Here is a 25,930-nt window from a genome sequence, read left to right on the forward strand (position 1 = left end):
TATCCTCCTGTGTTCCTGATGCCCGCTTCCCCGGATATCAGTAATCAAGTGTCTCCATATACTTCATATATTTCACCACCATCAGGGCTATCTTAAATGTTATGGCATCTTCAAACACACGCAGGTCAAGGCCGGTACTCTTCTGGAGCTTATCCAGACGGTATACCAGGGTATTCCTGTGTATGTACAGCTGTCTTGATGTCTCTGAGACATTCAGGCTGTTTTCAAAGAATTTATTGATGGTGGTCAGTGTCTCCTCATCAAAATCATCCGGAGATTTCCCATCGAAAATTTCCCGGATAAACATTTTGCAGAGAGGAATCGGCAGCTGGTAGATCAATCGGCCGATGCCCAGGGAACTGTAAGCGATCACTTCTCTGTCTCCAAAGAAAATCTTACCAACGTCCAGAGCCATGCGGGCCTCCTTGTAGGAGCGCGATACTTCCTTTAACTCCTTCACAATGGTGCCGTACGCAATGTGCGTCCTGCCATCCTTCTCAATCCCCAGTGTGGTCAGAATCATATTTGCAATCTTATCCACCTGCGGATAATTATCCGTGACAGTCAGCTCTTTTACAATGATAATGCTCTTCTCATCCACAGCAGTGACAAAATCCCCTGTTTTGCCGCCCAATAGATTTTTAATATTTTCCAGAGAGCCGTAATCCTTATCCTGGTTGGTTTCCAGAATAAATACAACTCTGCGCACATCCACTTCGATGTGCAGCTTTTTGGCCCGGTTATGGATATCCACTAAAAGCAGATTGTCCAAAAGCAGGTTCTTAATAAAGTTGTCCTTATTAAACCGCTCTTTGTATGCGGTCAGCAGTCCCTGAATCTGGAAAACCACAAGCTTTCCCAGTGTATAGACATCGTCTCCGGCGCTATTGATAACCAGCACATACTCAAGCTGATGGTCATCGTAAATCTTAAAGAACTGATACCCTTTGATCACCTGACTGTCCGCCTGGGAATTTGCAAAAGCTAGGACTTCCTCCTGTGCACAGACGTTCTCAGAAAAAGTAGATGCCATCACTTTCCCTTCCATGTCCGTGATGTAGAAGTCTGTTCTGGATATGCTTTTCAGCCCGTCCAGAGTGTTTTGTAGTACCTGGTTTGATATCATTCTCTTTCCTTCTTTCATTATATAGTATACTTCCTTGTTTCCATCCCATAAAAACAAAAAACCCTACACTATATACTAATACATAATCGAAAAAAAATAAAGAGAAAATGTTAAATATTACATCTTTTTTTCAAAATGTAACATTTTGTTCACATTTTCCCTTTTCTTTTTACGATTCAGACAGAGGAAAAAATCACATTTCCTCGCCGCTGTGGAAACCTTCTCCAATGACCTCACGGGCATCTGTCACGATCACAAATGCCTTGGGATCGGTCCTGGTCACCAGCTCTTTTAACCGCACGATCTGCTTCTTTCCAACCACACAGAAGAGCATGGTCTTCTCCTCACCGGAATACATACCCCTGGCGGAGATCCCGGTCAGCCCTCTCTCCAGCTCCTCCATAAGACTCTTTGCCAGCTCGTCGTGCAGGTCTGTAATGATGAAGGCGATCTTGGCAAACTTCATACCTTCCAGGAACCCGTCCGTCACTTTTGTGGTGACAAAGATAGCGATCACCACATAGAGCGCCCTCTGCAGCCCAAAGGTAAAGACACCTAAAATGACAATGGCCCCATCCACCACCTGCAGGATCTGGGCAATAGAATAATGGCGCATCTTATGCTGAATCAAGGCAGACACCATATCCGTTCCGCCTGTAGTTCCCTGTCCCATGAAGATAAAGCCAATGCCCACCCCCATGATCACACCGCCGAACAGGGCTGCCAGCAGCATATCGTCCGGTATGATGGGAAGCTCCGGTATGAGAAAGAGCCAGAGCGACAGGGCAAGGGCACCGAAGATGGACTTCTTGGTAAATCCCCATCCCTTGATGCTCACCCCGAGGAAGAACAGCGGAATATTTAAGACCGCATTGGTCAGCCACAGGGGGATTCCGCCGGGCATCAGATTCTCTGTCAGGGATTTGATAATGATGGCCAGACCGGAAAATCCTCCGGTCACCATCTGCATATGGTCGTAAATGGAAGTGATTGAGACGGCCATGACAGCCGTCCCGATCAGTATATACACATATGCCCGCCAATTTCCTTTTTTCTCAGCAAGCATGCTATTCTTCTCCTTTTCCCGTATCCTCATTCTCCTCATTATACTGTGATACCAGTTTTTTGAATGTACTCTTTTCCAGAAGTTTTCCCAGCCAGCCCTTTTTTAATCCTGTTTCCTGCTGAATTTCCTGACGCTCCCCCAGGCAGAACAGGATCTTTGTGTTCATCATTTTCCTGTTATCCGCCACAAAGCGCTCAATCCCCATATTCCTGGAGCATGTGAGCACTGCCTGGGGACTGAAAGAGTTGATCTCATTGATGACCCTGTCGATCTGGTCAGCATGAGCCTCCTGCAGGCTGTCTTTTCCCACGATCACAATATCCGGATACTTTTCCTCCACAAAATGACAGAAGGCCTCCGTATCCTCCTCTGTCTCGCCGAGGAGAAACACCTGGTTCTTATAATGGGATAAAAACCAGAACAGCGTGGAAAAGAAACCGTGCCTTGAAGCCTCCTCCTCAAGTCTTTTGTCCTCCACCCCTGCCGCTTTTAGAACCTCCGGTTCATCCACCACGGCCTTGTCCAGAATGCTGATATATTTCTTGAGCTTCTCGTCCTCCTGGGCAGCCATCAGCAGTTTCATGTTGATCACTCCATAGGTGGACAGCGCTTCTTTAAACCAGTTCTCATTGACGCACTCCATCACGTCCTCTACATAGCATTTCTCCACGGAAATGCCAAGTACCTCTATTTTTTCATGCATAATATTTCTCCAGTAATCCCGTACCGCACCCTGTTCAGCACCGCACATACGCTTTATCTTCCTACTATAGCAGACAGACAGAGATTTTTCAAGCCGCACATCCAAGGATTCTTTTCTGCTTTGTTCCTACACTTTGTATTTTCAGCCAAAAACGCCCATTCCATGCGTCTCCAAAAAAGAAAATACCGTATTGTAATACACTCCCGGCGCCTTGTCCGGTGCCTGTGCATGTCCGGCGCCCTCCACGATCAGAATTTCCTTTTCACAGTCTGCCGCATCGTACAGCTCATAAGCCATCTCCACCGGCACAAACACATCTTCCTGCCCATGAATGATCAGAACAGGGCGTGTGCTTTTCTTCACTGCCTCCAGAGCAGAGGCTTTTTTCAGACTGTATCCCCCGCGCATCTGCAGCATCAGGCCTGCCCCGTCCACCAGGGGAAAGCCCGGAAGATGAAACCAGTCCCTGAGCTGTTTTTTGAAAATACTGTATGCATCCGTGTACGCGCTGTCCGATACCACTGCCTTAACACAGTTCGGAAGTTCTTCCCCTGTCATCATCAGGGCACAGGCGCCTCCCATGGACTGTCCGTGAATGACGATCTGTGCATCCGCGTCCTTTTCCAGTATGGTCTGCAGCCACAGCAGATTGTCCTTCCTGTCTGTCCAGCCCATGCCGATAAAGTCGCCTTCACTGTCCCCGCTGCAGCGCATATCCGGCACCAGGACCTGATATCCTCTTCTCGCATACTCATACGCAATCGGGTACATCTCCTCTTTCCATCCTGTATAGCCGTGCAGAAGCAGAACCCAGTTGTGACTCTCACTCTCCTGGTAAAAGGCCATTCCCTTCAGCAGATAACCATCCGCAGTTGTCACAGACAACGCTTCGCTGTCAGCAGTCTCGGCCCACCTGTTTGTCTTCTCCAGACTGGACATTCTGTTCTGCTCAATATCATCTGTCTGGACCAAGGCTTCATAGCTGTCCTCCGTGATATCTTCAAACGCCTGGGTCTGTTCCATCTTCTCCGGGACCAGTGCCAGGTCCACCACGATATTGGATGCCAGTACGAACAGAATGAGGAGTACCACCAGTGCCGCAGCCAGTCTTTTTAACCATTTTTTCTTCCGCATAAATTTACTGTCACCTTGTAGTTTTTTGTCATATTTTATACATTATACCTGCTTTTCTTTCACTGCGCAATAATTGGCAGATAAAAGCCTTTTTGAACATTTACACTGCTGTCCTGCTTTGTTATTATAATACTATATGAAATAGTAAGGGGGGTCTTATATGCCTCAGTCGGAAACACTGAACATGATCATTGAAAATATGGAGTCCGTGATCGTAGGGAAACGAAAGGCCATCGAGCTGGCACTCATCACCCTGCTCTCTGACGGACACCTTCTCCTGGAGGACGTGCCGGGGGTCGGCAAGACAACGCTTGGGAAAGCCCTTGCCCAGTCTATCCAGTGCAGCTTTGCAAGAATCCAGTTTACCCCTGATACCCTTCCCGGGGATGTGATCGGCATGTCCATGTACCAGATGCAGACCGGAGAATTTTCCTACATTCCCGGCGCTGTGATGAATGATATTCTCCTGGCAGATGAGATCAACCGTACCTCACCCAAGACCCAGGCAAGCCTTCTGGAAGCCATGGAGGAACAGCAGGTCACGGTGGACGGCACCACCTATGCCCTTCCCGGGCTTTTCATGGTCATTGCCACCCAGAACCCTGTGGAGCAGCTGGGCACCTATCGTCTGCCGGAGGCACAGCTGGACCGTTTTCTGATGAAGATATCCATGGGATATCCCGAGACACCAGGGGACGAGGCAGACATTGTCCGCCGTATGGTCAACGGGGAACCCCTGAAAAAACTGGGTCCGGTCACCACCAGGGAGGACATCCTGAAGATAAAGGAAGAGATCAAAACCGTGGCTGTGCATGATGATGTGATGGCCTACGCAGTTGAGATCGCCAGAAATACCAGAAAAAGCAGATATTTATCCCTGGGCGCAAGCCCCAGAGCCGCCATTGCTCTGGTGCGTGCCGCCAAAAGCCGCGCCTATCTGGAGGGCCGCATGTACACCACACCGGAAGATATTGCCGCTCTGGCTCCTCCGGTGCTGCTGCACAGGCTTATTTTGTCCTCCGAAGCACGGCTGGAGGGAAAAAAAGAAAAGGAAATGCTGCAGGAAGCCATGCGGGCAGCTCATGTCCCTGTCTTATGAAAAAAGCCGTCTGTCTGCTCTTCCTCATAGGCAGCACTGTGCTGGTCAGCTTTCAGGGCAAGGCGGTTTCTTATCTGCTCTTCTACTTTGCCCTGCTGCTGCCCCTGCTGGCTCTGCTCTACTCCCTGTACGTTTATTTTCGTTTTAAGATCGTACAGAATGTCTCGCACCTTGTAGTGAAAGGGCAGAAAGTCCCCTATCAGCTCATTCTGGGCAATGAAGACTTTCTGCCCTTTACGGATATTACCCTGCACTTTTATACCGATATGGTCAGCATGCAGCATGACAGCGCAGACCGGGAACTGCAGCATCTCTGTCTCCTTCCCCATGCCCAGAAGCAGGTGGAGACAAAAATGTACTGCAGACACAGAGGCACTTACCCCGTCGGCGTGAAAAGCGTCACAGTCACAGACTTTCTGGGGCTTTTTACCATCACCTACCCCATGATGTCCCAGGTCCGCCTCACAGCCAAGCCCCGCATCCTTCCGCTGGAACGTCTCAGCCTGGCACTGCAGAAAAAGGACCCCAAAAACACACTGTTTCCCACTTCACGTCTCCAGAATCTGCCCGATTACGAAGTCCGGCGTTATCAGAGCGGAGACCCCAAGAAATATATTCACTGGAAAAATTCTGCCAGGACCGGGGAACTTCTCGTGCGCAGACAGATGCCGGAGGAGCTTTTTGAGACCATCCTCATGCTGGATCTAAGTCCTGTACAGGGAGATACGGAAAAACGGCTGCAGACAGAGGACAATATCCTGGAAGCAGCCCTCTCCTATCTGCAGGACTGTTATCTGAAAAAAATCCCTGTGCGGGTAGTCTATATGGATTCGGAAATCCGGGAGATCCTCATAGATGTATGTACCGGGTTTGAAGCTTTTTATGAAAAATGTGCAGATATCTCCTTTGAATCCGCGCTTCCTCTTGAGAAGGTATGGCGCCGGTACACCAGCCGTCTGGCAGGCACCAGAGCCTACATCCTCATTACCTCCTCCCAGACCCCTGCGCTTACAGAGACCATAGAGGAGAGCCGGCTTCTCGGAAATGAAGTGCTGTGCATCTATGCAGGAGAGTTGAATTTATGAAAAAATACCGGGAATTTATTGGCAAATATTATGAGAGCATCCACGGGGCCTGTCTCTGCACAGGTCTGCTTCTGCTGGCTGACTCTTTCTGGGTGCTGCACTGGCCTGCCCTTCTTTTAAGTGCCGGTGCCGTGCTCTTTTCCCTGCTTCTCCACTATGCGGTCCAGAAAAACATTGTCATTCCCGCAGGCTGTATTCTGCTGATCCTGCATGTGATACTTCTCATTTTCTTTTTCATGACCGGCAGGGATCTGTATACTATCCTTCCCTACATACAGATGGAAGCTGCCTGTATCGGAGGGTCTGTGCTGTGCCTCTTTGCGGTCCGGCATCTGTTCCTGACCTTTCCCATCCTGCTTGCGGAGATCACCTGCCTTTTTTATTACGGGGCAGTGGGGGTTCCCCTGTCCAAATGGAATATCTGCCTGATATTCTTCTGCTGCCTGCTGTTTCTGGCAGAGGCTGCAGGAAAGAAAAGAGGCATCGGAAAACAGGAAGTCTTTTTTCTGTCCCCCCTGTTTCTCGCATGCCTTATTCTCATCTGTCTGCTCCCTGTCAAAAGCACGCCCATCCGCTGGGAAACCGTTCGGAAAGCCGCAGGGGCTGTACAGGAAAAAGCAAACGCACTGCTGGTAAATCTGGATTATCTCTTTTCCGGTGCTTCAAACATATACGCCCTGTCCGAAACGGGATACGGTTCAGAGGGCGCGCTGGGCGGAAGCCTGATCCGGTCAGATAAACCACAGATTTCCGTCACCGGCACCATGACCAAATCCCCTCTTTATCTGGCAGGGACCATCTATGACACCTATGACGGGACCTCCTGGAAACCGGAAGAACCCACCGGGCAGGAGCGGGGAAAAGAATATCAGGAGCAATACAGGACGATCAACGAAACACTGTCCGTTTCCGGGCTGACGGACACGGAGATTCGTTCCCTGACACATGTGTGCTCCATAGAAATAAAATTTGAAGGCCTCAAAACACAAAGCCTGTTCCACGCCCCCAACACCTGGAAATTCCAGCTTCCTTCCTCTCTGAAGCCGGAGGCTCACGGCGGCAATCTTCTGCTTCCAAAACCCAAAGGCGTCGGCTTTGTCTACGGCCTGCAGTATGTGGAGCTTAACTATAAAAGTGAGAATTTCCAAAAACTTCTGGCTGTACGTGGTGATTTTGACAGAGACAATACCCGCCGCTCCCGCATTTTTGAGGACTGCACTTTACTGCCGGAGGATCTTCCCCCCAGGGTATATGAACTTGCCGATGAGATCACCCGGGACTGTGAGACGCCCTATGAGGAGCTGGAGGCGATTCGTACCTATCTGCTGGGTTACAGCTATTCCACCACAACTGAGGTTTTGGAGGAAGGACGTGATTTTGCTGACTGTTTCCTTTTTGACACCAAATCCGGATACTGTACCTCCTTTGCCACTGCCATGGCGGTGCTGGGGCGCTGCCGGGGCATCCCCACCCGCTATGTGGAGGGATTTGCCACAGATCAGACATGCAGCGTGGAGGATACGGAAATCCATCTGGGCGGTTCCAGTGCGCACGCATGGGCGGAAGCCTATCTGGAACCTGTGGGCTGGATTCCCTTTGACTCCACCCCCGGATACTCTGCAAACACGGCATCCCCCTGGGAGGATGAAACCTCCAAAGATTCTTCTCTCCCCGCACCTGCAGACCCCGAAAACAGTAGTCCCCATATGGAGACAGAGGATAACGGAAACACTGCCTCTGTCCGGGATACCGAGACAGAAGAGCCTTTTTATAAAAGCTTTCTGCTGATACTGCTGAAGCTTCTTCCTCTCCTCCTCCTTCTTACGGCTGCCTGCATTCTGGCCGGCGCTGTGCTCCTGTTCCGGAAATTCATGCAGCGAAGAGCCTATGCTGCCATGGACAGCTACGGGAAAATGCTCTTCCTCATGGATAAACTCTTCCTGCTCGGCCGGCTGTCAGGTATCCCCTTTGAGGATGGGGAAACTCTGCTTCAATACGAAGAAAAGGCTGCCGGCACACTGGATGTGCCCGGAACAGCCTTAACTGAAATCTTCCGTATGTTCCGGGAAATCCGCTACGGCGGCAGGGAATCCGGACCGGAAACCATACTATATTTAAACAACTATATCCACGCCCTGGAGATTCAGTATCTCCAAGGCTGCTCCCGCACAAAACGCCTGCTGTACCGCCTTAAGTAAACGGCGGTCTGTCCGGCGTCAGCGGATTGCGATTCGGCCCTCCCTGATATTTCTGACAAATACAGGAACCAGTTTTGGGTCAAACTGCCTGCCCGCATCCTCTTCCAGATTGTGAAGGGCTTCCTCCACCTCTATGCTGGGCTTGTAGCTGCGGGCAGTTACCATGGCATCAAAGGAATCCGCCACACACAGGATTCTGGCCATCAGCGGGATTTCCTCCCCCCGGATGCCTCTGGGATATCCTTTTCCGTCATATCTCTCATGATGGCCGATCACGGCCGGGATCACATAGTCCAGGGAGGGAAGATGCCGGATAATGCCGATGGACAGCTCCACATGGGATTTCACGATCTCGTATTCCTCATCTGTGAGCTTTCCCGGCTTGTTCAGAATGTTCTCCTCAATCCCGATCTTACCGATATCGTGGAGAAGCCCCGCCTCATATATGATCTTCAACCCCTCCTCATTCATACCGTACGCTCTTGCCAGCTCCCTTGCATAGTAAGCCACATTCTCCGAATGGCTGAAGGTATAGTGGTCTTTCGCGTCAATGGCTGCCGTCAGCGCATAAATAGTAGGCGCATAATCGGAATACACCCCCGGCTGGTAGGACAGCTCAGAAGGGCGTTCCCCGCCATTTCCTTCCTTATAGATGACCGTCCTGTTTTTCCCGGCTTTCTTGGCATAGTAGACAGCCGTATCCGCATGTTCGATCAGTTCATGAAAATCATGGATGGGGCAGACACCCAGGGCGATACCGCAGCTTACGGTCAGCACCTTCATGGCATTTTCCCCGGACGCTTTATTCATCTCCCGCACCAGATCCGATATACGACCCGCCAGTGCCTCCGCTTCACTCTCCGTGACCCCCGGAAGAAGGATTGTAAAGACCTTGCCGGAATATCTGGCTACAATTCCCTTCTCACCCACCTCTCCCCGGATCATCTCAGCGATCCGCTTCAGTGCACCATCACCTGCTTCTGTGCCGTAGAGCTGATTATACAGCTTGAAATCATCCACGTCGATCATCACAAGGGAACCAAAATCATAAGCCTCACTGTCACAGCACTGTTCCAGCACTTCATAGAAATACCTGCGGTTGGCTACACCGGTCAGATAATCTCTCCTGGCCTCCTCACAGGCCTTCTCATACAGCCTGGAGTTCTGTATGGCAATAAAGGCCACAGAACTGAGAGATTCAAAGAAGCTCAGATCCCCGGGTGTATATCTCTCCCCGTTCTTCTTTCCGGCCAGAAAGATAAGTCCCTGATACTGCTCATCGTCCCTGATCCCGGCTATGCACTCAATCTTATATTTTGGCAGTTGTATGCGCATATCGGCAATGAATTTCTTATATACCGGCACGCTTTTGTATTCCCTCGTAAAAATACACCCGCCGGATTCCCTCAGCAGGTCAAAAACCTTCTCGTCCTTTGATATGACACAGGACAGTCCCTCTGTCTTCCCGCTTCCCAGAGTCAGTCTATAGTCCCCGCTCTCATCCTTGAGAAAAATAAGGACAGCCTCAGCCGGAACTGCTTCCTCTATGGTCTGCATCATCTGTTCCAGAATTCCATCCACATTCGTCAGGTAGGAAACCCCGCTGCTGAATTCTCCGATACTTCTGGACTGCATGATCTCATCTTTTTCAAATACCGTATCAAGGGCTGCCTTGATGATCAGATAGATCACCACTGCCGCAAGCACCATGCTGAAGGAAACCGCCATGGTAAGCTGTGTCTCCTCAAAACCGAAATGCTTTTCCAGAAGGGCGTTATAGTCAGGGATAAAACTGTAAAACAGCAGCATGGAGATCAAAAATGCCGCCACATAGCAGTTGGCCTTTGAAACCAGAAGATTCAGACGGAACAGACGCTTCCGGTACAATGCGTAATATACACACACAGACATGACAATACCGGAACAGATATCAATGGGAAATCCACTGAAGGCCGGAAATGCGATGCATATCTGTCCCAATGCCAGGGCACCGATGCCATACCACACAGGCCTGAGGCTTTTTCCCGCAAATTTATTTTCCCTGCGGTTCTCATAGACCATACGCCCGCAGGCAGACAGGGCGCCGCCCTCCACCAGAAACGGTATCACTGCCTGCCAGTGCATATGATAAACATAGGCATTGCCGCCGTTCTCCAATCGGAGGACCTGGGGTGCCTGCACAAAAATCTCGTATTTGTAATTCACCAGCAGCATAAGGACAATGGCTGCAGTCCAGAAATAAATACGGTATGTCTTCTCAACACACAGAAATTTCTGCAGAAAATGAAAAAATATAAGCGGAATCATAAAAAGCCCGGTGAGTGACACATGAAACCAGAACCCCACAGAGGGCCAATAGGCAAGTCTCATAAAGAGGGAACCGCTGGCCCATATGACCATGGTCAGCAGAAGTTCCATAAAAGCATAGATCGCCGCATCCTTTTTTGCCGCCAAAAAGGATACCAGCAAAAATATATAACAGATCAGTGCAATAATAGGCACAATTGTAAAGCTGCTCATCTTTCGTTATTTCCTGTCATTTTATTTACCTTTTTACAGATAGTACCTTTTTATAATAGTACAGATTTCCCTGTTGTTCAAGTTTTTACGGTAATCCATTCCTGTATGGGAGGAAGCTCCGGATCACACGCCGTTTTTGGGGCAGATATCCTGCAGGCAGCACTTGCAGCATCGGGGCTTTGTCCTGGCTGTGCACACATCCCTGCCATGAAATACCAGTCTGTGGCAGAAATCACTGCCCTCTTTGGGAGGAATCAGTTTCCACAGAGCCATCTCCACCTTTTTCGGTTCTTTTATACCGTCCACCAGACCTATGCGGTTGACCAGGCGGATGCAGTGCGTATCTGTCACAATGGCAGGTTCCCCGAACACGTCTCCCATAATCAGGTTGGCGCTTTTTCTTCCCACGCCAGGAAGCTTCAGTAAGGCGTTAAAATCATCGGGTACTCTGCCGCCATACGCATCCCGCAGGATTTTCATACAGGCGCTGATATCCCTGGCCTTGCTCTTTCCAAGGCCGCATGGCCTGACGATCCGTTCTATATCCTCCACATCCGCGTCAGCCAAAGCGCTCACATCCGGATACTTTTCATACAGATCCTGTACCACAACATTGACTCTGGCATCCGTACACTGGGCCGCCAGCCGGACGCTTACAAGCAGCTTCCAGGCCTGGTCATAATCCAGGGTACAGCCCACATCCGGATATTCTTTTTTCAATCTGTCCACCACTTCCAGGGCCAGTTCTTCTTTTGTCATAATCTATTTCCTTTCGCAATTCTCTATTCAAAGGGAATCTTTATTTGACGCTGCCGCTTTCTGCAGGACCTGATACAGATATTCCGCATCCACCGGTTTTGTCACAAAACCATCCATGCCTGCCGCTGCCGCCGCATCCACATCCTCCTTAAAGGAGTTGGCTGTCATGGCGATAATGGGAATGGACACTGCGTCCTCCCTTCCCAGTTTTCTTATGGCACGGGCCGCCTCAAGCCCGTTCATAACCGGCATCTGGATATCCATGAGAACTGCCCGAATCTCTTTTGGCCTGCTTTTTTCAAACATTTCCACTGCTTCTTTTCCGTTTCTGGCGCGCTGTATAACGGCGCCCTGCATCTTCAGCAGTTCCTGGGCTATCTCCGCATTCAGGTCATTGTCCTCAGCCAGAAGAATGTGATAATCCAAAAGGCACGGACCTTCTCTTTCCTCAGAGGTTTCCTCCTGTATATCCTCCGCATTTCCCACAGGCATTTCTATGGTAAAATAAAACTCACTGCCCTGTCCCGGCTCGCTTTTCAGCTTCAGTTCTCCCCCCATAAGCTTTACAATAGTCCTGCTGATAGCAAGCCCCAGCCCGTTTCCCTGACTCTTGGCAGAACTGGTCCCCGCCTGTTCAAAGGCTTCAAAAATGCGCTGCTGGTTCTCCTTTGATATCCCTGTTCCGTTATCAGCCACACGGAACTCATATACTGCCTTTCCATCTCTGTTTCCGGTCTGCTCTGCGTAGAGCTGTACAAGACCTCCGGCCGGAGTAAATTTAAAGGCATTGGAGATCAGATTCATGAGTACCTGCTTCAAACGCACGGCATCCCCTGCCAGGATATCGTCTTTGATCTTTTTGTGTATCTCAAATTCCAGATCGTATTTGCGGGCCTCTGATGCCATGATATTCTGTACTTCATCCACAAGCCGCACAGCAGAAAACGGTTCGGAAGTAATTGTCATCATTCCGCTGTCAATTCTGCTCATATCCAGTATATCACTGATCAGCCTCAGCAGATAATGGGAGGATTCCCTTATCTTTATCAGATTGCTGCTCACATCCTCCGGCACATCCTTCAGCATACAGGTCAGGTCACTCAGTCCCACAATCGCATTCATAGGCGTACGGATCTCATGGCTCATTCTGGAGAGAAATTCACCTTTTGCTTTGTTTTCCGCCTCCGCCTTCTCCAGGCTGGCCTGCATCTTTGCAGAGCGCACACGGGAACGGGCGGCCATAAGGACAAGAAATACGACCAGCAGAAATACACCCGCGATCACAGTGATAAACAGGATCGGATTGGCATACAGCAGATCCACTGCGGTCAGTGAACTCATCCCCACAGATATCATATTCTGATTCACCAGGGTATCCTTCTCCTCACTGCTCATACTGTTGATGGCCTTATTCATAACCGTCAGCAGATCAGTCTCTGCAGGGCTCTTCATGGCAAACACGATATCATTTGCATTGTTGACCAGGGTGTTCGGCACCACCTTCGTATAATGATGCCTCTGGATCTCCTCCTCCATGTTGGCTGACAGGCCATAGAAAAAATCTGCCTCCCCGCGGTTTACAGCGGACAGAGCATCCGCCGCGTTGGGGTAATAAAGCACCTCTTCCGTCTTTATACCTGCGGGCATCTGCAGCCCCTCCACCACGGCGCCCACCAGTCCCTCAGAGGGAAAGCTGACGGATTTGTTCCTGGCTATAATATCATTCAGGGTACCGTAGGTCTGCGTCAGGGCCAGATTCATCTCTGCCCCCTGCTCCTCGTTTCCCAAAAAAGCCCCCATCATGTCGGCTTTTCCCTCCTGCACCAGCTTCAGGGCATCCGCATAGGACTCGGCATATACATAGGTAAATTCTAGACCGGTAAACTTCTTAACCTCCTCAAGTACATCCGGGATCAGACCGTTGTGCAGTCCCTCCGCATATTCAATGCAGAAAAGAGGATGCCAGTTCTCCACTACCGCGATGGAGACCGTTTTCTTCTGCTCAATATAGGCTCTCTCCTCATCATTGATATATATACTGGCTGTACCGCTGTCAGGAAAGTTTGCCTGGTAACACTCCTCCGCAAAATTCGGATTGGAGTCCGCTATTTTTTCCAGCGCCATATTCAATCCTTCCAGCACATCCTGATTGTCCGGTGTGGTCACAATGTAATGGGGCTGGGAGTCAAACGTGGCGACCGGACGGAAAACCTCCGTATCATCCGCAATATTGCCCAGCAGCATATCAATCTCCCCGCTCTCCAGATAGGGATACAGATTTCCGTTAAAGAGCTGGTCCTTGTTATAATATTTGATGGTACAGTCAATGGCATTGCTCTCTATGAACTGTTTCAGCCTGCGGATATTTTCCCTGGCATTTTCATATACGCCGATGGTCTTGCCGTTCATGCTCTTCCAGTCATATGTTCTGATGCTGCTGTCATTCCTGCGTGCCAGGATCAGAGACTTACCGTAACCGGCATTATAATCCGGATAGGAAAAGTACTCCTCCATCCCTTCCAGATAGTAGGTGCCCCCCATCAGATCATATTCACCGGCCATGAAATTATCTATCATTTCTTCGCCGGTCACATTGATATATTCATATTTCCATCCGGTATATTTTGCAATTTCATTCAGATAGTCTACCACAATTCCGTGGCGTGTTCCGTCCGTATCTGTCTCGGTGAACCCATCCACCTCCGGAAATGCCACCTTCAGAACCCTCTTCTCCGTATCTTCCCCCGCCCAAACCGTATCGCATGGCAGAAGAAACACCAAAAATAACAGAGCCAGCATTACCGGCACACTGACGCCTTTACCCGGCACCTGTGATCTTTCTCTCATATCAGAAACTCCTTTTAACCCGGCAGACTTTATCTGAAAAGTATTTCCGCCTTTTTCATTTTTTCCGTAATGACTACGCCAAAGGGACAGTTATCTTCACAGTTTTTACATTCCACGCAGTCCCCGCCGTTTGCGGACAGCCCGTCATAGTGGGCTTTTAAAGATGCCGGTACCTCAGGCTGCATCACTGCCAGGTCATACAGTTTATTGACCATTGCAATGTCGATCCCTGAGGGACATGGCGCACAATGTCCGCAGTAGGTACACTGCCCGTAATAGGCATGGGCCGGGGCATTGGCGAGAACTGTGGCATAGTCTTTCTCCTCCTCGGAGGCAGTTTCATAGGCCACAGCCTGATCCACATGTTCCGGTGTGTCATATCCTGCCAGCACACTGGCAACTGCAGGACGCGTCAGGGCATAGTGCAGACACTGTACCGGCGTCAGCGCAGTTTTGAATGGGGAAGTCTCAGCAGAAAACAACCGTCCCCCGGCATATCCCTTCATAACCGTGATCCCCACACCGTTTTTCTCACAGATTTTGTACAGCTCTGCCCGTTCAGGCGCAATACCTCCCAGCTCTTCCTCATAGTCTTCCTTAAAATATTCCGTTATATCCTCACTGGCAGGAAGCATGTCAAAGGCAGGATTAATGCTGAACAGAATCATCTCGATCCTTCCGCTCTCAGCTGCCATCTTTGCAACCGCAGGATTGTGGGTGCTCATTCCGATGTGCCGGATCGTTCCCTTCTCCTTCAATTCCCCGGCATACGCATAGAATTCCCCCTCCATGATGCGGTGGAATTCCTCCTCCTCATCCACAAAATGAATCATGCCCAAATCTATGTAATCCGTTCCCAGACGCTTCAGCAGATCATCAAAGGCGGCGGCTGCCTGTTCTATGTCACGTGTTTTTACATACTGTCCGCCCTGCCAGGTGGACCCCAGATGTCCCTGGATGATCCAACGCTCTCTTCTGCCTTTGATGGCTGCCCCGATATTTGACCTTACATTCGGCTCTGACATCCAGCAGTCCAGAATATTGATTCCCGCTTCCTCACAGTGTAAAATCACCTCACTAACCTCCCGGGCGCTGTGGCGCTCCAGCCACTCTGCCCCCAGTCCGATCTCGCTGACCTTCAGCCCTGTCTTTCCAAGCGCTCTGTATCTCATCTTTTCTACACCTTTCCATATCTGTCGGAACCTTATATGTTCCTGTGATATTGTTCTTTATTTATTTTCTTGCATTCATACATTCTGGCATCTGCCATGGTGACAATCTCTTTTAGGCCAAGGCTGTTTTTCTTCCCCTCTATCTCCACCACACCGTAGCTGAAGCTCACCGGATATGGTCTGGTATTCGTCTTGACAAAATCCTTAAGCAGATCAGCCAGCCTTTTTTCCGCCGCCCTTTTCTCGCCTTCTGACATGACGATACAGAACTCATCCCCACCGATCCGTACAAAGACATCCATACTTCTGAAAGATTTCTGGACTGCTTCCACAAAACTGTGGATATAGGCGTCCCCCTCGCTGTGGCCAAATCTGTCATTGACATATTTCAGTCCGTCCAAATCCATATAGCACAGGACAATATCCCGCTTTTCCTCCAGCACCTTTTCCATATATTCCACAAAAAACAGCCGGTTCTGTATTCCCGTTCCCGGATCACAGTAGGCCTTGCTCGTCAGCTTGTCGGCTGCCTTCTTGTCATCCGTGATATCCACCACAATGTGGGCATAGGCATTTCTTCCCTGCCACTCTATGAGAAATGTAGTGATGCGGTAGAAACCCTGCTCCTCATCTCCCATCTCCCAGACCTTGTACTGACCGCTTTCCTGCCAGTTCAGGATCTTATTTCTGAAGGACAGCCTGTGCTGGCAGATATGGCAGAATTCCGGATCTATCTTCTTTTCATCTTTTCTCTTATTGCAGTATACAATATCCCTGCTGTTTGCGTCCACCACCAGTATCCACTCATTCCTTTTTGTGGTCAGTTCCACCAGCAGTTCATTGTACCCCTCTATGACTTCCGCGCGCTTCTGCACTCTGGCAGTCTCTTCCTTCAACAGCGCCTCCCGTTCCTTCAGCTGGGCAGTCATGGTATTGAAGGCTTCTGAGAACTCTCCCAGGTAGGAGACATGCTGGGAATAATCACCCGCCGCCACCTCCTTTGCCTGCCATGTCAGATGGTTAAGATTGGCATGCAGATTCTTCAGATTGGCACACAGAAAATTATCCCTGGCCGGGAATTCCCCTGACAGGTTTCCCTGGGACAGGTCTTTTGTATATGCCTGCATCTCCTCCACGGCCTTCTGCAGATACTGAAGCCCAAGTCCCAGTTTTCGGTACGGGGCATCCAGCTCCTCCACATGCAGAGGCCGAATGGGTGAATCGTAAAGTATGCTTTTCAAATATTCAAAAAGCATTTCACAGTTATCCTTTTCCATGCCCGCACCTCATCATTCTTTTGGACCGGCACTGAACCTGCACACTCTGTCCCCGGTAGCCCAGCAGTCAATCTCCACAGCCGAATACTCTTTTCCCATATAGGCAGACAGGATTCCTGAGATAAATCCCTCATCATAATTGCACACGGTCTCCCCCAGAAGCGGCAGCCCGGAGCAATCCGCGTCCTCTGAGACTGTGAGCACGATCTTTCCTGTCTCCTTGTCCAGCTTCTCCACACGAAGCACCCCTATTTTCAATTCCTCCATGCGTCTTTGAAGCCCTGCTATAAACTCATTCAAAGACAGAGAAGTGTCCAGCATATTTTCTGCAAAATACACCCCGGCACGGTACCCTGCTTTTCTGAATATCTGTATCTGCTCCTCACTGCCAAGCTGCTCCATCAGCTGCTCGCGGAGTGAAAATTCCATCAGCCGGTATACAGCCAGCGGTATGTCATCGCCCAGATTCCCCCGGCCCTGTACATTAAAGTTCATATAATCGGATAACTCCGGTTTTTTACTGTTTTTCAGAAAAATATTATCTCCCATTTTCCATCCTCTTCCGGTATCAGTCATTATTCCTTTTATTATAACACAAAATAATGCAGTCATCCCATAATTCCGAAAAATCATGTAATGACTGCATTATTTATTTTTTCCTGACCGGTATCCAGATTGCGCTTTCATAATCCTGGGAACTGCAGTCTCCCATGGAATACCATTCCAGATTGATTCCCGCCGCGATCTCATAATCCGGGTTGCCGGGAAGCCATTCGTGGAATATTTTTGTATTGATCGTCTGCAGTGCTCCCGGGAGAGGACCGGTACAGCAGAACTTTGCCCACTCCATAGCAGGGATCTCCAGCACTTTCATCCCCTCCGGGATTTCCCCGCCGTCATATCTGCCGGCTATCAGATACTTAAATTCGCTGCCCTTGTCCTCTGTCTCCATGCAGATACCGAATTCCCCGATGCCGCATCGCTCTACTGTCCGGCTGGCTGCACTTTCTTCTCTGCCGGATGAGCAGTAATCCCTGCTGAATATATCCCACAGCTTCGGAATTTCCTGATAGGAACTGTCATAACGCACTGCGCACTCCAGGCCGATGACCTGCATGCGTTCCATCTTTTCAACCGTGTAATCCATGTTGTCTCCTCCTTGTATGGTCACTGTGATTTTCAGAGGAAGAAACACCTTCATTTTCCCGGCACTGCCCTTGAGCTGCATAGGCGGCACTCCGTGAAATCTGCTGAATGCTTTGGTAAAGCTCTCCGGCGTACTGTAGCCGTATTTGTATGCCAGATCTATCACCTTTTCCTGTCCGGCCAGCACATCCAGCGCTGCCAGATACAGGCGTCTCTGCCGGATATATTCACCGACTGAATAGCCTGTCATAATGCTGAACCCCTTCTGGAAATAAAAAGGGGACATATATACAGCAGCTGCCACGTCCTTAACCTCTATCTCCTCAAGCAGATGGGCTTCTATAAACTTTACTGCCCCTTTCAGACATTCCGTCCATTCCATGCTTCCACCTCCTGTCTATACTCTAATACATCCAGGAGATTCCGTCCTGTCATTTTATGCTTTCTGCTGTCCGGACCGCCGTGTCTTTCGTATACCTGTTGTTGAAAACCTTGTTTCCGGATCAATTGGTTTCCTCCGTATCTCCCCACTGATTCTTCTTTTTCCATATAAAACAGTTTGCCAGAGCTTTCTTTAACTGTTCCATGGAAATCGGTTTTGCCAGATGGCCATTCATGCCTGCCAGCCGTGCGCTTTTGATATCTTCCGCAAAGGCGTCCGCTGTCATGGCGAGAATGGGAAGCTCGATAATCCGTTCCATGCCGGAATTCCGGATCTCCCGGGCAGCCTCATATCCGTTTTTCACCGGCATCTGTATATCCATGAAGACAATATCATAGTAAAGAGGTGGATGGCTGCAGACAGCTTCCACTGCCTGCTGTCCGTCCTTCGCAGCCTCCACCTGTACACCCAGAAGTTCCAGCATCTCCACAGCGATCTGTCGGTTCAGCTCATTGTCCTCCACAAGCAGCGCTCGCAGAGCAGAAAACACGGAGATATCCTCCATCTGTCCCTCCACAGGAACCGTGACGGTGCCGTAACATTTTGTCATACACAGTGTGACCAGGAATCTGGAACCTTTTCCATATACACTCTCCACATCAATGGTCCCATCCATCATGGAAACCAGGTTCTTCACGATCGTCATGCCCAGTCCGGTACCCGTAACCTTGCTGGTCCGGCTGTCCTCCGCTCTGCTGAAAGGCTCGAATATATGTTCCAGATACTCAGGCTTCATACCGATGCCATTATCCTCGATCAGGAACTGGTATGTTCCGGCTCCCTGTTCCTCCTTCTGTGTCTCCCGGACAAGAAGAGAGATCTGTCCTCCTCGGTCCGTATATTTTGATGCATTTTCCAGAATATTCACCAGCACCTGTTTCAGCCTTCTGGCATCACCCAGCACCTGGGTATGTGTGCCTTCCTCCACCGAAGCTGAGAATATCTGCTTCTTCTTTTCAAGGGACATGCGCACCATCTCTGAAACCTCTTTTACCAGACTGTCCAGGTCAAATTCCCTCTCCTCGATCTCAACCGTGCCGCTCTCTATCTTGCTGACATCCAGGATCTCATTGATCAATCCGAGCAGATGGGCGCCGGAGCTTTGAATCTTCGTGAAATAATCCTTTAATTTTTCTGTTTCTTCCAAATGAAGCTGCGCCAGTTCTGTCATTCCCACAATAGCGTTCAGCGGCGTACGGATATCATGGCTCATTCTGGACAAAAAATCACTTTTTGCCTGGCTGGCTTTCTCCGCTTTTCTCAGTGCATCCTCCAAAAGCTGCTTTGCGCGCCTCTCCTTCTCCAGCGTTTCCTGCTGCGCCCTGCGCTCTCCGTCAATATTTCGTGAAAGCGTGATCTCGATCAGATCATCGGAGTAGGGACTGTCCACACGCACTACCTGTGTAAAATACCAGTGATACTTTCCGTCTTCCCCCTGATGTGGCACCTCCATGGAGACAATCCGCTCTCCTCTGGAAAACGCATGGACCAGGGAAAAATAGGAAAACTTCTCACGAAATTCCTCCCGGTGATCCGGGTGGACAGTGGCAAGCTCGGCTTCAATCAAGTCATCAAAATTCCCCTCCGTCCCGGGGCGGACAACAGGATAGCGCTCATATTCCAGCATGTGATAAGTCTTCTTCGTCAGGTTAATGGATATGAGCATCTGATATGCAAACCCTGCCGCTGTGGCAAGCTGTGTGATTTCCAGATTGCGCTGCTGTTCCTGCAGAAATTCGTCCTGTATATCACGGAATACCAGAATACACCAGCACTCCTTTTCCCCCAGTTCATCCACCCTGGCTGCCGTAAATTCCACCATATGATAAGTGCCGTCCGCGGTAAGACGGCGCATACGCCTGGAAATCTGCTTTTTCCCTTCACCGAACAGACGTAGCATGGCCTCCCTGGAAAAGTTCTCATTGAAAAGCTCCAGGTCATCCGGGTGCAGTACCTTTTGGGAATACTTCTGATTTTCCGCTTCGAAATTGCCCTGCTCCGGTATATCCGTCCACATGGCATCTTTCTGACAATTCATATAATAATCCCCGGTCAGATTCGCTATGATACATTCATCGAAAATGGTCACCAGGCTCTGGGCGTACATCTGCTCAATATTCTGAATCCACTGCTTTTCCTCAAAGCTCGGGCGGTGAGGGGAGGATGTGACCACCACAGCCGGAATACGGCCATCCCAGTTTATCCGGTCCGCCGTCACATCAACTGTGGTCTTCAGCAGCGGATCATGACACACCGTATGGCTGGAACCGCTGTCTCCCATAGCTTCCACAGGACAATTAGCACATAACTCAGGCCAGATCTCATGGCATTTTGCCCCCTGCACAGCCCTGCCGCGGCCTGTCTCCCTGCACCGCCGGTTAACATATAAAAGCCGGTGACTCTTCTCCTCTATGACATAAATGCTTGTTTCACGCAAAGAATCCAGCAGATTCATCAAATTATCCATGGACATGCATTTCCCTCCTCCTTCCGGTTATGTAACACATGATTAGCTGCCTACCTGCTGCAATAAGAAAAAAGAGAGGCATTTACGAACCTGGTAAGTATCGTAATGCCTCCCGGCTCCGTTTTTATTTATCTGTTTTTCAACCGAAATTTTCCAATCAGCTCTTTTAAAAGCTGTGCCTGTGCGGAAAGCTCCTCACTGGCAGCTGCGCTTTCCTCCGCTGTGCCGGAATTCACCTGAACCACACTGGAAATCTGCTCAATTCCCTGCGCCACCTGCTCTGCAGAGCGGGCCTGTTCATCCGATGCCTCGGAAATCCTGTTGATGGTCTCAGCCACCCCGCTGACCCCTTCCGTCACACGTCTTAATGTCTTCGCCGTTTCCTCCGCAAGCGCAGCGCCATTTTCCACTGCCCTGAGTGAGCTCTCGATCAGTGCTGTAGTGTTTCTGGATGCCTCCGCGCTCTTGGTTGCAAGGTTTCTCACCTCACCTGCGACCACGGCAAACCCTCTGCCGCTCTCCCCGGCCCTGGCTGCCTCCACGGCAGCGTTTAATGCCAGTATGTTCGTCTGGAACGCGATATCCTCAATGGTCTTCACTATATTGCCTATTTCGCGCGAACTCTCTCTGAGTTCCTGCATTGCGGCCAGCATTTCCTGCATACGGCTGTCACTCCTGGCCGCCTCCCTGCCCACTTCGGCTACTCTGCTGTTGGCATCAGCGACGCTGTCCGCGTTTGCCGCCACCTGTCCGGATATCTCTCCAATACTCTCCGCCAGCTCCTCCACAGCTCCGGCCTGCTCCGATGCCCCCTGGGCAAGGGACTGCGCACCCTCTGATACCTGTTCGGAACCGCAGGATACCTGTTCCGCGGAAACATTGATCTGGCCCAGAGTCAAATTCAGTGACTCTATGATCTGTTCCAGTGCCTCCCGGATGAACCGGAAATCACCGATATAATTATCTTTCACCGTCAGGTCCAGATTCCCCTTTGAGATTTCACTCAAAATATGGGAAATATCATGTATCATCTCTTTCAAAGTGCTGACTGAAGAGCGAATACTGGCTCCCAGACGCCCGATCTCATCATTTCCATACTCCTTGATGTTCACTTCCAGATTGCCTCTGGAAAATTCCTGCATACCGCTGCTGATTTCCGCAAGTGGTTTCATTATCCTGCGGGTGATCACCATGACGATCGCAGTGAGAAGTCCAAGTACAACAACTGACAGAACAGCGAGTACCGCGATCAGATGATTGCGTGTGGCATTCACTTCTGACAGGGGCAGCGTGGCAATTGCCAGCCATCCGGTTGTCTCACAGTTTTTAAACATGGAGGTATAGGCAGTATCTCTGTAGTCAAAATTGAAGACACCGCTGTAATTGTCTTCCACTTTTTCTTTATATTCATTTGTTATGTCCAGTTCCCTGACATTTTTCCCCATTGCCGTGGAATCATCACTGTATATGTAATCTGAGCTGTTGGACAACACCTCCAGATATCCGTGTTCACCCACTTTTATCTCCGAGAGAAGCTTTGACAGGCTGCTTACATAAAGGTCAAACCCGAAAAATCCCAAAACGTCTGTATTGTCCTCAGAAAAAACAGGGGACACCACGGAAACTATGGATTCTCCTGTGGCCGGGTCCAGGTAGGGCTCAGACACCACGGTCTTCTTCCCTTCAAGCAACGGCTGGCGCCAGACCACATCTGCCAGATTCGCATCCACCACATTCCCGTCAGCCAGCAGATAGCTGTCTGTCTTTTCATCTGCGATCCATACCTGCAGAACCATTTCCCCGGCCATCCGTTCCAACGCGCCGGACAGTTCTTTTAAGACCACATCCTTTTCCTTATAACTGTCAATATCCTCAGCTCTATGCACAGCTTTAAAATAAGACTGGAGGTCATCACTCTCCTCAAACATACTGACTGCTGTCACCTTACTGCTGAAAAAATCATCTACAATGGAAACTGCGTAATCCGTCTGTACCTCCAGAAGATCATCATTCAGATCTGAAATGGTACTTGCCGCCATGATACAGGAAATGCCGATCAATATGACCAGTGACGGAACCAGGACGATCAGCAGACTCCCGGTTATTCTTGTGGATATGGACTTTTTTCTTTCCCTGTTCAAAATCTTTGACATTCTTTACCCCCGCTGTCATGGCATTGGCCTGTCCAGACAGACAGCAGCCCAATTCCACTCAAATTTTTTATCTTACATAAAAAATATTATACCATATGCCGGAGAAAAGGAAAAGAAAATCATACCCCTGTTGTCTGCAGAACAGGGGTGTTTTTCTCCATGGTTTACCGGTATGCGGCGGGTAAAATTATCATTTGCTGCAAGCTCAAACAATTGCCTTCCGCTACCCTGTATCTGATGCACTGCATTTGCAAAAAATAATGCAATGTGGCTGTCAGTGCAGTTTTTAGATAGGTAGTTCATTTTTTTCCAGTATATATTTTTCCAGATATTTGGCTGCTCCGTCGTTATCGTTGCTGTCCGTTATGGCATCGGCGGCCTGTTTTACTTCCTCAATGGCATTGCCCATGGCAACTCCCCTGCCGCATATTTGAAGCATTCCCATATCTGCGTAGTCATCTCCAAAAGATATGATTTCATCCAGTGTGAGGTGCCGCATCCCGGAAACCTTACGCAGTGCATTCGCCTTGGTGGCGCTGGCCTTTGTGAACTTATACCAGTCACCGTCTGAAAATCTGGCAAAATCACAATCTCCGATACTCTCGGCAATTTTCTCGGCTGTTTTTCGGTCAGTGGTTTCCACACAAATTTTAAGGGCCTCTCCGTGAAAATCTTTATAATCCGTATAGATCACTTCCCCCCAGTCAGGATATATCTCGTGTGGGTCTGTTTTATAATTCCAGTAATGACTTGTTCTCGTATCAACGGTAATTTCACTCTGTCCGTTTGTAAGAATTCCGACAGTGTCTATAATCCTTTTTGTCTCCTCAGGAGAAAAGGCCGCCGCGTAAACGAACTTCCCTCTGCAGCTAATCAAAGCTCCGCCGCTGGAAATAATGATGTCGGGATTTACTCTTGAAATAAAATTCTTGGCGTTCGTCTCCCCACGGGCAGTAGCGATGCCGATCAGGATACCCCGGGCTTTGCATTTTTCCAGGATATGAAGGGTGTATGGGGAGATGGATTTGTCCGTATGGAGAAGGGTGCCGTCCAAGTCCAGAATGATTAATTTGTACATAGTGTTTGCTCTTTATATAGATATTTGCTGCTACACAGAAAAATCCATATCCAACGCTGGTTTCAGGATCTGTTCATGTTTTTCGGTAATATACTGCTTATTAAAAATCCTATTCCATAATGCTTCACGGTGTAAATTTAAAATTGAAACACTGCTGCATTCACAGAATCTTCATTTTCAGTGTTTGCTTCCTAGAACCCTCATCTATCTATGGATGTAGGCAGCCTTTATATTAATAAGCTTTTGGCGTGAGAAGGCAAACAGTTTCCACATGCTCCGTCCAAGCAAACATATCATACGGTACCGCCCTCACCGCTTCATACCCTTTCTTAACCAAATATCTCAGGTCCCTTGCCAGCGTCTCCGGATTGCAGGAAATGTATACTACCTTTTTCGGTCCCAGCTTCACGACGGATGAGAGGAAAGCCTCATCACTGCCTGCCCTTGGAGGGTCCATGAAAACTACATCTGCCTGTTCTCCCGCTTCGGCCATCTGCACCATGAATGCGCCGGCGTCCCCCTGAAATGCCCGGAAATTTTTGCTGCCGTTTCTCTTTGCATTGATGCCCGCGTCGCGCACTGCGTCCTTATTTAACTCCACGCCGATCACTTCTTTTGCGTGTTTCGACGCAATGAGGCCAATGGTTCCGATGCCGCAGTATGCGTCGATCACGCGCTCTTTCCCTGTAAGCCCGGCAAATTCCACGGCTTTTCCATATAATTTTTCCGTCTGCACGGGGTTTACCTGGTAAAAGGAGGAAGGAGAAATGCGGAAAATACATCCGCACAGCTCGTCCTCAATATAGCCCTTCCCGTAAATGGTGATATTCCGCTCCCCAAGCACCATGCTGGTCCTCTTGTCATTTACATTGAGGATCACGGTCGTGATCTCGGGATGGAGCTTTCTAAGGGCCTTTACAAAATTATTCTTTGATGGGAAAATAGGAGAAGCCAATACCAGAACCACCATGATCTCCCCGCTTCTGAATCCCCTGCGCACCATAACATGCCGCAGAAGCCCGAATCCGCTGTCCTCATTATAAATCTTGATCTTAAAAGATTTTAAAAGTCCCCTGATATCTCTCACAATGGCATCTGCCTTTTCATCCTCAATCAGGCAGTCATCCACAGGCACCACTCTGTGCGTCCCCTCCGCATACTTTCCGGAAACTATACTGCCGTCCCGGAGGCGGGCAAAGGAGGCATGTATCTTGTTCCTGTAATGATAGGGATTCTCCATACCTATGATCGGCTCTACTTTACAGATTCCCTTTAAAAGCTTCCTCACCTTCTTTTCCTTGATATCAGTCTCTTCTTTATAGGAAATGCCTCTGCAGCCGCACCCTCCGCATTTTTTTACCACAGGACATTTTTTTGATTCCAGTTTGTTTTCCATATATAACAACCTTTCTTTTTCGCTCTTTTTTAACCCGGCAGCTCTCTTCCCCACTGCTTTTCATCTATTATATCCGTTAAACCCGCCCGCGTCTATAAGAAAGAAAAGATAATAAAACAACGGCAGATTCCTCCGTATCACCGTGATATGATACCTCTTAAGTAGACAATGGAAATAACCAAAAGCTACTTAGGAGGTATTTTTATGTCCAAATCACCACATACAGTAGAATTCCGTGCAAAGGTTTCACAGGAGTACCTTG

At 49.4% G+C, this 25,930-nt stretch carries 18 protein-coding genes; 3 read left to right on the forward strand and 15 right to left on the reverse strand.

Annotation, left to right across the window (positions count from 1 at the left end; genetic code table 11):
* Nucleotides 1-37: 37 nt before the first annotated feature.
* From MUB35_RS07400 to MUB35_RS07415, 4 genes are all read right to left on the reverse strand, one after another.
* Complete coding sequence (locus MUB35_RS07400; protein WP_103732495.1) at nt 38-1,126, reverse strand: PucR family transcriptional regulator; 1,089 nt, start codon at nt 1,124-1,126, stop codon at nt 38-40.
* A 193-nt stretch (nt 1,127-1,319) separates the two neighbouring features.
* Nucleotides 1,320-2,192, reverse strand: coding sequence for a YitT family protein (locus MUB35_RS07405; protein WP_244805967.1), 873 nt, complete (start codon nt 2,190-2,192; stop codon nt 1,320-1,322).
* A 1-nt stretch (nt 2,193) separates the two neighbouring features.
* On the reverse strand, nt 2,194-2,895 hold the full coding sequence (locus tag MUB35_RS07410) for a WecB/TagA/CpsF family glycosyltransferase (protein WP_033142388.1): 702 nt from the start codon (nt 2,893-2,895) through the stop codon (nt 2,194-2,196).
* A 141-nt stretch (nt 2,896-3,036) separates the two neighbouring features.
* Nucleotides 3,037-4,029, reverse strand: a complete 993-nt coding sequence (locus tag MUB35_RS07415; protein WP_052099582.1) for an alpha/beta hydrolase — start codon at nt 4,027-4,029, stop codon at nt 3,037-3,039.
* 160 nt (nt 4,030-4,189) lie between these two features.
* On the opposite strand from MUB35_RS07415, the gene MUB35_RS07420 reads away from it, so the two are divergent.
* Genes MUB35_RS07420 through MUB35_RS07430 form a run of 3 tightly spaced genes read left to right on the forward strand, consistent with a single transcriptional unit; the run spans nt 4,190 to nt 8,411 of the window.
* Complete coding sequence (locus MUB35_RS07420; RefSeq protein ID WP_054351909.1) at nt 4,190-5,128, forward strand: AAA family ATPase; 939 nt, start codon at nt 4,190-4,192, stop codon at nt 5,126-5,128.
* Nucleotides 5,125-6,213, forward strand: a complete 1,089-nt coding sequence (locus tag MUB35_RS07425; RefSeq protein ID WP_033142313.1) for a DUF58 domain-containing protein — start codon at nt 5,125-5,127, stop codon at nt 6,211-6,213. Before MUB35_RS07420 ends, MUB35_RS07425 begins: the two co-directional genes overlap by 4 nt.
* Nucleotides 6,210-8,411, forward strand: coding sequence for a DUF4129 domain-containing transglutaminase family protein (locus MUB35_RS07430; protein WP_244805968.1), 2,202 nt, complete (start codon nt 6,210-6,212; stop codon nt 8,409-8,411). Before MUB35_RS07425 ends, MUB35_RS07430 begins: the two co-directional genes overlap by 4 nt.
* 18 nt (nt 8,412-8,429) lie before the next feature.
* On the opposite strand, the gene MUB35_RS07435 is transcribed toward MUB35_RS07430, so the two are convergent.
* From MUB35_RS07435 to rlmD, 11 genes are all read right to left on the reverse strand, one after another.
* A complete protein-coding gene (locus tag MUB35_RS07435; protein WP_033142311.1) occupies nt 8,430-10,931 on the reverse strand; it encodes an HD domain-containing phosphohydrolase in 2,502 nt (833 codons plus the stop codon).
* Nucleotides 10,932-11,054: 123 nt separating this feature from the next.
* Nucleotides 11,055-11,690, reverse strand: a complete 636-nt coding sequence (locus MUB35_RS07440; protein ID WP_244805969.1) for an endonuclease III domain-containing protein — start codon at nt 11,688-11,690, stop codon at nt 11,055-11,057.
* Nucleotides 11,691-11,717: 27 nt separating this feature from the next.
* Complete coding sequence (locus MUB35_RS07445; RefSeq protein ID WP_244805970.1) at nt 11,718-14,537, reverse strand: ATP-binding protein; 2,820 nt, start codon at nt 14,535-14,537, stop codon at nt 11,718-11,720.
* 29 nt (nt 14,538-14,566) lie between these two features.
* A complete protein-coding gene (locus MUB35_RS07450; protein WP_244805971.1) occupies nt 14,567-15,709 on the reverse strand; it encodes an aldo/keto reductase in 1,143 nt (380 codons plus the stop codon).
* A 32-nt stretch (nt 15,710-15,741) separates the two neighbouring features.
* A complete protein-coding gene (locus tag MUB35_RS07455) occupies nt 15,742-16,986 on the reverse strand; it encodes a GGDEF domain-containing protein (protein WP_103731764.1) in 1,245 nt (414 codons plus the stop codon).
* A 12-nt stretch (nt 16,987-16,998) separates the two neighbouring features.
* Nucleotides 16,999-17,535, reverse strand: coding sequence for a V4R domain-containing protein (locus tag MUB35_RS07460; protein ID WP_244805972.1), 537 nt, complete (start codon nt 17,533-17,535; stop codon nt 16,999-17,001).
* Between the two features lie 100 nt (nt 17,536-17,635).
* On the reverse strand, nt 17,636-18,514 hold the full coding sequence (locus MUB35_RS07465; protein ID WP_103732837.1) for an AraC family transcriptional regulator: 879 nt from the start codon (nt 18,512-18,514) through the stop codon (nt 17,636-17,638).
* 121 nt (nt 18,515-18,635) lie between these two features.
* Nucleotides 18,636-21,047, reverse strand: coding sequence for an ATP-binding protein (locus MUB35_RS07470; RefSeq protein ID WP_244805973.1), 2,412 nt, complete (start codon nt 21,045-21,047; stop codon nt 18,636-18,638).
* A gap of 122 nt (nt 21,048-21,169) precedes the next feature.
* Entirely contained in the window at nt 21,170-23,194 is a 2,025-nt protein-coding gene (locus MUB35_RS07475) for a methyl-accepting chemotaxis protein (protein ID WP_244805974.1), read from the reverse strand.
* 286 nt (nt 23,195-23,480) lie between these two features.
* Complete coding sequence (locus MUB35_RS07480) at nt 23,481-24,272, reverse strand: HAD family hydrolase (protein ID WP_103732445.1); 792 nt, start codon at nt 24,270-24,272, stop codon at nt 23,481-23,483.
* Between the two features lie 232 nt (nt 24,273-24,504).
* On the reverse strand, nt 24,505-25,668 hold the full coding sequence (gene rlmD, locus MUB35_RS07485) for a 23S rRNA (uracil(1939)-C(5))-methyltransferase RlmD (protein ID WP_103732446.1): 1,164 nt from the start codon (nt 25,666-25,668) through the stop codon (nt 24,505-24,507).
* Nucleotides 25,669-25,930: the final 262 nt, after the last annotated feature.

The sequence above is a fragment of the Blautia sp. NSJ-175 genome (assembly GCF_022867815.1).
GTDB lineage: Bacteria > Bacillota > Clostridia > Lachnospirales > Lachnospiraceae > Blautia > Blautia celeris.

Coding starts and splice junctions, on each gene's coding strand:
- MUB35_RS07415 (WP_052099582.1), bottom strand. CDS start 4,029: ATGCGGAAGAAAAAATGGTTAAAAAGACTGGCTGCGGCACTGGTGGTA.
- MUB35_RS07410 (WP_033142388.1), bottom strand. CDS start 2,895: ATGCATGAAAAAATAGAGGTACTTGGCATTTCCGTGGAGAAATGCTAT.
- MUB35_RS07445 (WP_244805970.1), bottom strand. CDS start 14,537: ATGAGAGAAAGATCACAGGTGCCGGGTAAAGGCGTCAGTGTGCCGGTA.
- MUB35_RS07430 (WP_244805968.1), top strand. CDS start 6,210: ATGAAAAAATACCGGGAATTTATTGGCAAATATTATGAGAGCATCCAC.
- MUB35_RS07400 (WP_103732495.1), bottom strand. CDS start 1,126: ATGATATCAAACCAGGTACTACAAAACACTCTGGACGGGCTGAAAAGC.
- rlmD (WP_103732446.1), bottom strand. CDS start 25,668: ATGGAAAACAAACTGGAATCAAAAAAATGTCCTGTGGTAAAAAAATGC.
- MUB35_RS07455 (WP_103731764.1), bottom strand. CDS start 16,986: ATGGAAAAGGATAACTGTGAAATGCTTTTTGAATATTTGAAAAGCATA.
- MUB35_RS07475 (WP_244805974.1), bottom strand. CDS start 23,194: ATGTCAAAGATTTTGAACAGGGAAAGAAAAAAGTCCATATCCACAAGA.
- MUB35_RS07460 (WP_244805972.1), bottom strand. CDS start 17,535: ATGGGAGATAATATTTTTCTGAAAAACAGTAAAAAACCGGAGTTATCC.
- MUB35_RS07465 (WP_103732837.1), bottom strand. CDS start 18,514: ATGGAATGGACGGAATGTCTGAAAGGGGCAGTAAAGTTTATAGAAGCC.
- MUB35_RS07425 (WP_033142313.1), top strand. CDS start 5,125: ATGAAAAAAGCCGTCTGTCTGCTCTTCCTCATAGGCAGCACTGTGCTG.
- MUB35_RS07435 (WP_033142311.1), bottom strand. CDS start 10,931: ATGAGCAGCTTTACAATTGTGCCTATTATTGCACTGATCTGTTATATA.
- MUB35_RS07405 (WP_244805967.1), bottom strand. CDS start 2,192: ATGCTTGCTGAGAAAAAAGGAAATTGGCGGGCATATGTGTATATACTG.
- MUB35_RS07450 (WP_244805971.1), bottom strand. CDS start 15,709: ATGAGATACAGAGCGCTTGGAAAGACAGGGCTGAAGGTCAGCGAGATC.
- MUB35_RS07420 (WP_054351909.1), top strand. CDS start 4,190: ATGCCTCAGTCGGAAACACTGAACATGATCATTGAAAATATGGAGTCC.
- MUB35_RS07440 (WP_244805969.1), bottom strand. CDS start 11,690: ATGACAAAAGAAGAACTGGCCCTGGAAGTGGTGGACAGATTGAAAAAA.
- MUB35_RS07470 (WP_244805973.1), bottom strand. CDS start 21,047: ATGTCCATGGATAATTTGATGAATCTGCTGGATTCTTTGCGTGAAACA.
- MUB35_RS07480 (WP_103732445.1), bottom strand. CDS start 24,272: ATGTACAAATTAATCATTCTGGACTTGGACGGCACCCTTCTCCATACG.